This window comes from Nitrososphaera sp. AFS, assembly GCF_009898475.1.
GTDB lineage: Archaea > Thermoproteota > Nitrososphaeria > Nitrososphaerales > Nitrososphaeraceae > Nitrosopolaris.
In genome coordinates this window covers 9,717-17,186 of sequence record NZ_QURE01000103.1, presented here as the reverse complement: position 1 = coordinate 17,186, position 7,470 = coordinate 9,717, and the positions used below count along the sequence as shown (strand labels likewise).

The window sequence follows — 7,470 nt, the reverse complement described above, 5'->3', positions numbered from 1 at the left end:
ATAAATCCCATCCTCTAAATATAATGTCAAAGCGCCTAAATAATCAGGGGTGATTTCACTTATTATTCTGGCAGTATCACTGATATGTTCCATGGTATATCTTTTGCCACCAAGTCCTAGAATTATCATACACGATAAAATATACCCATGCTGTTTTGCTTTCCTACAACTCTGGACAATTCCCTTGCTTGTAGCACCCTTTGTAACTTTCTTCAAAAGAGTATCGTTACCAGTCTCTATCCCAAGATAAAACATATCTAGTCCATTAGCTTTTAGTTTAACCAATTCATCATCTTTCTTTTGCAAAATATTTTTTGGCATTGCGTAGCATGATGTTCTTTTCAGATTCGGGAATTTATGGCGCAGGTATGCTAAAATTTGAATCAGCTTATCAGTGGGAATGTTCAATGCATCGCCATCAGCAAGGAATATTCTCTGGGCTTCAGGATATGCATTAGCAGCCAAGTCTATTTCTGATTTTATCTCATCCCATGGCCTTTCGGAATATTCTTTCGTACGATACATATTACAAAATGAACATTTATTAAAAGAACAACCTAACGTAATCTGAAATATCAATGAATTGGCTTCAGAAGGTGGCCTATAAACTGGGTAATCATAAAGTATTTCCATTTGCAAGTGTGTAAATATGATATCCAATTTAACTTATTCTATTATAGAAATAGAGGCCAGCTACGTTTTATTTTCAGCAGCATGTCGCGAAGAAAAATAGCTCCTAAGGTTATGCAAATAAACAATTAAATTAAGATGCAACAACGGATTCACCACTTTCTGAAAATATACTCCTTCATACACTTGACAAGGATAGACATTCACAGCTGTTTATTTTCTACAACAGCCGGTGAGTGTGTTCTAAAGGCTGTAGTCTATGTATCGGTTCATCATATACTTGTGCATATTTTGCGCCTAAGGATTTCATCCCTGCCTAAAGAAGCAGTTGTGCTGGACGAACTCCGAATTTGGAGGATGTTTGATAACTATCTTTGTTTCTACCGTATAGGTCCAAAAAATATCCTTTGGTGTAACTGATTTGGACGATACTAAGGAAAGGGAAGTATGAAAGGTGTTTGGTCTTTATGTGAACATTTTGCATATCCAGAATTATGGCGGTCATGATCGCAAGATTTCTTACTGTCTGCGTTATTATTATTATCTGCTTTTGCTTGCTGAGAGTCAACAACAAGTGTATCTACAGCGAAAATTGCAAGTGCAAGTAATTGCGTAGATGAAATTAACAGAATTGTCTTTATAACTCTGCTATTCGTTTGTCAACCACATTCAAACTAAGGCAAACATCAAATATAAGCGATACGTTTACACCTTCTCTGCATGTTTTAAATTTTTTCTGGCTGGGCAGATCTGCATAGCTAATTGTCACTTGATGCCAGAGCTTAAGGTATTTAAGTTCGTTCTGTGAAGGACAGAACCTTTTGGCTAGAAGGTCTATCTAGCTTACCCTCGAGGAATTTATAGTTGTAATCGGAAGCAAGATGGGCCAAAAATTCAGTTGAGTTGTAAGGGTATATGCGTTAGACACAAAGCCACAAAGCCGAATGGTAACAGCAGGACTAATGGAAACAACAGCAGGTATGGGACAGGTCAGAAACGCTGTCAAGTCTGCGAGATTTTTGTAAAATGGGACAGCTTATGGTGTCCATGCTGCGGATACAGGCTTAGGACAAAACCCCGTAGCCTTAAACTTAAGACCAAATTAAGAGCAATATCATTAAAAGCACCTATTAACTAACATATTGGTTTAATTCATACTAAAAAGGCTTTAACTATTAGAATTAGATTTGCGGTTTGAAGCGTAGCTGCGTGAATAACAGTAATTAATGAAGGTTTACGCAAATAAATAATGTGGCCGCAGATATGACATGAAGGGTAGTCTCAGCTATTTATTATTGAAATTCAAAAAAATGGCTTTTAGTGTTCAAGTTAATGCTATGTACCTATATTCCCATCAGATGGAGGGAGGATCTTACGTTCAGTTCTTCTTTCTAACAGAATGACACATTAAATCAGATTACAGTAAGAATTAGAATAGTGACATCATTTTTGTTAACTGGATTTGGCTTTTTTAATTTGATCTCTGGATCACTAATTAGTGGGATGGATATTTATAATAGGACATAATCTAAATAACAGCACATTTGCTCGCTTTAGACAACCTGACCCAGTTGCTAATTATGTAAGCGATGAGGTTAGAGCTAAATATCATAATTTGAAAGCATACTTTTTCCCTTAATACCTATTTACGTATATTTATCAGTGAGGTGCTAAAGACTCCTTGATAGCAGCTGAGAATGATTTTAAAATATGCAAGAGTCGATAACGGAACATGATGAATAAAATAATGATAATCTCAGTCATTGGCGGTGCTCTAATAGTTTTACTTACAGCACTTTTCGCCTTTACACCAAATTCAGCCAGCCCATCATCAATTCCAGCTCTCAAGTCATATGCACTACAGGTAATCAACAATCAGAGACTTAAATTTCACCTCAGGCCCTTACTAGATGGAGCTGCTATATCAGCAGATAGGCAGGCGAAATTCCTGCTTACTCAACTCACTTTAACACATCTAGATTCTGCCGGAAACGGCCCGTCAAAAAGATACTTAGAAAATCATGAAACAGGTTATATATCCGAAAATATTTCAATTTATCGTTGTGGAGACTTCTACGCTTGTGAAACCGCGATAAGTAACGCAGTTGACGATATGATGAACGACGCAGTTTCGAAAAAGAATATCTTGAATCCGGCTCTTACCCATGTCAGTACTGGTATTACGGTAGGCGGAGGCAAAATCTCAATGGTGTTTGATTTTGAAGCTAAAGAGAGATAAAATAAGTGAAGTGGAAATAAAATGTTGGTAATCAATAAGGGCTCAAAGGAACTTGTACTGCACATTAATCTAGTACACTACCTTTGCCCTTGAGATAATGACTTTTAAAGACAGGTAGTACCAGTGGCATCCTTTTGCCGATCCTGGCTTATGTGTATCAGGGATTGCTACTGCCATCAGTATGAGCAAAAAGGCTTCCTCTGGACCGTGAATCCTAGGTAGATCCAAATTTCTTGTTTCTTTTACGTCTAGCCGTTATTTGCGTGGTTAGTAGATGTCTGCGCTACTAGGGCATCGCAGTGCCATTGCATCATCTATAAAATCGGCTATAGTGGGCGACAAAAATCGATATCATGCCTGATGCATCTTCATCTATGGCCTCCTCTTGTTTTACACGAAAACGAAAAAGAAATGGTCATTTTCGCTTGGTGCGTATCTTCCCCTCTCTCCCTCTCCTCAAGGTACTTTGTATATTATTAGGAGGAACATGAAAGCATTAATACAATGTCAACAATGTATCAAGCGGAAGCATCTAAACCGCTCCAACAAAAAAAGATGCAAGAATGTAACAGATGCAAATCAGCTGGATATCCAAATCAGATGATTGGATTTGAGAAGACAGGCCAAGATCCCGCGACAGGTAAAATAACATGGAGACTCGTAGATGAGAACGGTACAGTTCACAAACATAAATTCTTTCTGGATTCAAGCGTAGAGAATTCTCCCACTTTCAGACGAAGAAGGGTTATAGATATAGTCGCTATCACAGATGCTGAAGAGGCTAGAAAATTACTGGCATCGGGTTGGGAATATAAAACGTCATATCCTGCCACGATATCCAACATACCGCACTATATACTTGTTAAAAGGCAGTAATTAGTATCTGGGCGGAAAAAGTATTTCCATTTTTTTAGCTTTGCAAGAGCCAAATTAATTCAAGGTTCATATACACTTGTTTCATAAATATTAGCATACAATCATGCTATCGAGTTTATTACCTTAAAAGAAATATTGCATTTTGTTTGTTTAACAAAAGAGGACAAAGTTATTCCGCCAAATACTTTGCTTGATCTCTGTAGCCTTGAAGAATATGAGGAATGTAAAACCTGAACCAGTAATTGGCTCGTAGGATTTGTTGTTGTTGTATACGTCAGCGACAAAATACCAATGTTTGCAAAACTATTATTCCGCTGAGGGCGGAAGTTCAGTTTCATTTTGTAATGAGCTTTAATGATATTAAAAACAAGTTCGGTTTAGTTCACGTAGTCATAATCGCACGCATAACTAAAAAAGCATAGTTTACCAGCTCTTGTCCATTTAATGAGCTCTTCCTTTTTGAAACGATTTATCGAATCGTTAAAGGAGATTCAGTTGTAGACAGATTATTCTCATCGTAATTTAAAATTATGCATCCCATATTTTATCAGCTTAGTCCTCAACTATATACTCTCTCTTTATCATCTCATAAGGTAAATACATCTTGCCGTGGTGTTTATCTATAATATGTTGGGATAATTCCATTAAATGATTATCTGACGTAAATTCCATATTACATCGTCTGCAAATAAATCTGGTCATTTTTTTACTCTCATCGTTGGCAGAAAGGAGAGAAATCGGGACTAAACAGGGTATTAGGCGGACTAAACAGGAGGATCGTAACATGTGATGAGTGGCTTTCGCTGGAGCTGCAGCTAACCCAATGAACTCGCTCAGTGGCGGCCGCGTTATTATCTGATAAAGGAAAGCGCAAAGCAGCATTCCTCACAGAAATAACAGAATCGGTTGAAATCTGAATGCAGCGTCATTATGTCGTGGCAGCGTGGGCACTCTATTTCGTAATCCACTGATAGATCATCCTTGCTAACGATTTTCTCCTTCTTTTCTTCTAAATCATTTAATATGCTCTTACTTTTATTTCCCACTTTTTTTGTTATAGTAGTTTATTCATTGATATATTGTGATGAACCTCATAGGGAGGGGGACGGTAGTATAAAGTTTAGCGCTTCAGGTTCGTTCACTAATCACCTGTGGAAGAGTTCAGTTGGAATGGCTCAACGTACAGACGTAAAAATGTACCCGATTAGATTATTAACACCACTCGGTTTTTCCTCCAAATTGCGGTCTTAAGACTATTTTGTTTATTCATGGTTAGGTGACATTTTTTTATATATTTTATAATGGCTAAATCAGAAGGTAACCATAAAAAGGTCCGGAGCAGCACAGCAAGCAACAGTCACAATCTCCACGATTGAGTAATAAAAACCCCTGCAGACGAACTGTAGTGTAGTCCTAATTGTTGTGACATAATGGAGTGTTTACGATTGTGTTAGGTTCAATTATCTATACAAAAAATTGGTAGAGAATTTAATCTAACCTAGGCGCTAGTACCATCGTTCATGTAGTGGCAACAGGAAGAGTGTACCGATTAGGGCCAATCCGACTACCATCCCTATAAGAAGTATGTTTGATCTGATTTTAGATTTCCACACATCCTTTAATTTGTTTCTACCGGTATTACTACTCTACTCAGCTAGATTGATGAAAAATCAAGACAAATCAAAAAAGTCAGAACGCGTAAAAGTGACCCATATACTTGCTATGCTCATATTTTACTAAAAACATTTGATTAATGAACTTAAATGGGCCAAGTTCTGTATTCACCCACACAGATTTGGTTCACAACAAGCCGGGCAATTCGGAATCTAGTTTTATTCGTTCCCGTCAACATCCATTTCTCTAGGGTCAAAAATGTGATTTAGCAATATAATCTAGTGTTCTAAAGTACGTACCTCACGCCGCTTCATAGCAAAACGGAGAGATTCAAGATTAGCCTGGTCGGTAAAAAAAGTCGGAACACATCTATGGCCTAGTATTAAAAATCATAAATGTTTTTTATAAAAGTAATAAGCCTAGTGAAGATATATTTAACTCATGTCTGAAAAAGGAGGATATTTATCTACTCTTCCAAGCTTAAACGACCACGATTACAGGTCCGNNATCTTTTGTTGCAGATAACAAATATGGTAAAGAGATATCTGTGATAAACCCGAGTAAACAAGTCCTCTGCGGGGAGAGTTTATTTGCCAATTGCAGGCGAAGAAAAAGAATTCTTGTGGTAGATGATGAATTTGACACAAATTTTACTATAAAAGTCGTTTGAGAAACAGACAATTTTAAAGTGGATTCTTTCACTGATCCTCACGCCGCACTGCGAAATTTTGCAACCGGTTTATATGATCTGGCTATAATTGATCTGAGGATGCCAGTAATGAACGGTTTTGCCTTATATAGCGAGATTAAGAAGTTGGATAACAATGTTAAAATTTGCTTTATGACTGCCGCTGAGGACACATACTATGAAGCATTTCGGAAGGAAGCTTTTCCAAAGCACGACGAAAATCGTATTATTCGCAAGCCAGTTGAAAATGAATCATTAATAAAACAAATAAACTCAATTGTTGGATAACTTCCAGATATTAACTTATGATCCTTACTTGTCCTGACCTGAAAATAAGGGACTCTAGAATCTGAAACAAGAAATATTACGTGGTCGATAGGACTGACAAGTCATGAAAGTATATAGTCGGAATGTAAAAATCAAATTGGTAATCTAAAAATAGAAGATAGCAGGTTGGCATATGAAACGACGTCTCGTTAGCGCTTTTAGAGCATCTATTCGGCGCTGCTTAAAATCTGTAAAGTCGTATTTGCGACCACGTGCAATTCAACTTTTTGCATAGACCGATTTTATTGATAAATCAAATCCTCCTCCGATCACAGGAATGTAAAAATGATTTCCTTGCTCTGATATGTCGTTGGTAGAGTCTACTAGTGGTTGCCAGCTAATGAGTTTACTATAACAAAAATAATTCCCTGGAAATCAATTTCTATCGCTGTCATTGTTCGATCGCCGAAGGCTAAACCAGATTAATTAACTTCTAGGTTACTCGTTATTTTGCTTTATATAATATTGCTCGAATCATTTTCCTATAAGCTCAGTATCACCTGTGCTGTACTGGACGTGAAGAGAAGACACAACACAAAAGACGGTCTCTATCAAATATATGCTTGATTATTCATAGGAGATTCTGCAATCTTTCTATTCGCCTAGCCGTTATTTGAAGCCAGGAAGAAAACAACAAACTAATCAACCAACCGACCAGTCAGTAAATCTGTTGTAGCGACTGTGAGATAGTATTTATGCCGTTTAAACGGAAGGGCATACTTTGCAATGTAAACAGTATTCCATCGGCAGATTCAATACAAGCAGACAGTCTATGTCCCCGGACATCAACGTATTAACTCGTCTCACGAAGCACATACTATAACTCCATAGGATAGACACCCGATCAGATTCGTAGTATTTCTCTACTAAGATTTAAAAACAACGGATTTGTAACGCGTAATGTTGCAACCCAGCCTCTTTACGAAACTAATTTCGCTTTTCAACTGCTAACTAAAACCAGTTGGGTCCCGTTCATAATGATTTCCGAAAACAAATTGATCAAAACTGATAGGTTCCAGAGCATACATAAATCAGCAATGATCAAATCAAATGAGATTGAGGAAGTAAAGATTTTATCTCATCTATATTTTTCTTG

Annotated in this window: 4 protein-coding genes; 3 read left to right on the top strand and 1 reads right to left on the bottom strand. The window is 37.2% G+C overall.

Annotation, left to right across the window (positions count from 1 at the left end; translation table 11 throughout):
* Window positions 1-525, bottom strand: a 525-nt coding sequence (locus tag DYY65_RS09770; protein ID WP_236561777.1) for a radical SAM protein, incomplete at its 3' end; no start/stop codon positions are given.
* 1,837 nt (window positions 526-2,362) lie between these two features.
* Here DYY65_RS09770 and DYY65_RS09760 point away from each other — a divergent pair.
* The 3 genes from DYY65_RS09760 (at window position 2,363) to DYY65_RS09750 (ending at window position 6,335) form a co-directional block, all read left to right on the top strand.
* Entirely contained in the window at window positions 2,363-2,869 is a 507-nt protein-coding gene (locus DYY65_RS09760; RefSeq protein WP_162477773.1) for a CAP domain-containing protein, read from the top strand.
* Between the two features lie 504 nt (window positions 2,870-3,373).
* On the top strand, window positions 3,374-3,745 hold the full coding sequence (locus DYY65_RS09755; protein ID WP_162477772.1) for a hypothetical protein: 372 nt from the start codon (window positions 3,374-3,376) through the stop codon (window positions 3,743-3,745).
* 2,302 nt (window positions 3,746-6,047) lie between these two features.
* On the top strand, window positions 6,048-6,335 hold the full coding sequence (locus DYY65_RS09750) for a response regulator (RefSeq protein ID WP_162477771.1): 288 nt from the start codon (window positions 6,048-6,050) through the stop codon (window positions 6,333-6,335).
* Window positions 6,336-7,470: the final 1,135 nt, after the last annotated feature.

Bases quoted from the DNA above. Each gene is read 5' to 3' on its own strand.
- DYY65_RS09760 (WP_162477773.1), top strand. From the start codon at position 2,363: ATGATGAATAAAATAATGATAATCTCAGTCATTGGCGGTGCTCTAATA.
- DYY65_RS09755 (WP_162477772.1), top strand. From the start codon at position 3,374: ATGTCAACAATGTATCAAGCGGAAGCATCTAAACCGCTCCAACAAAAA.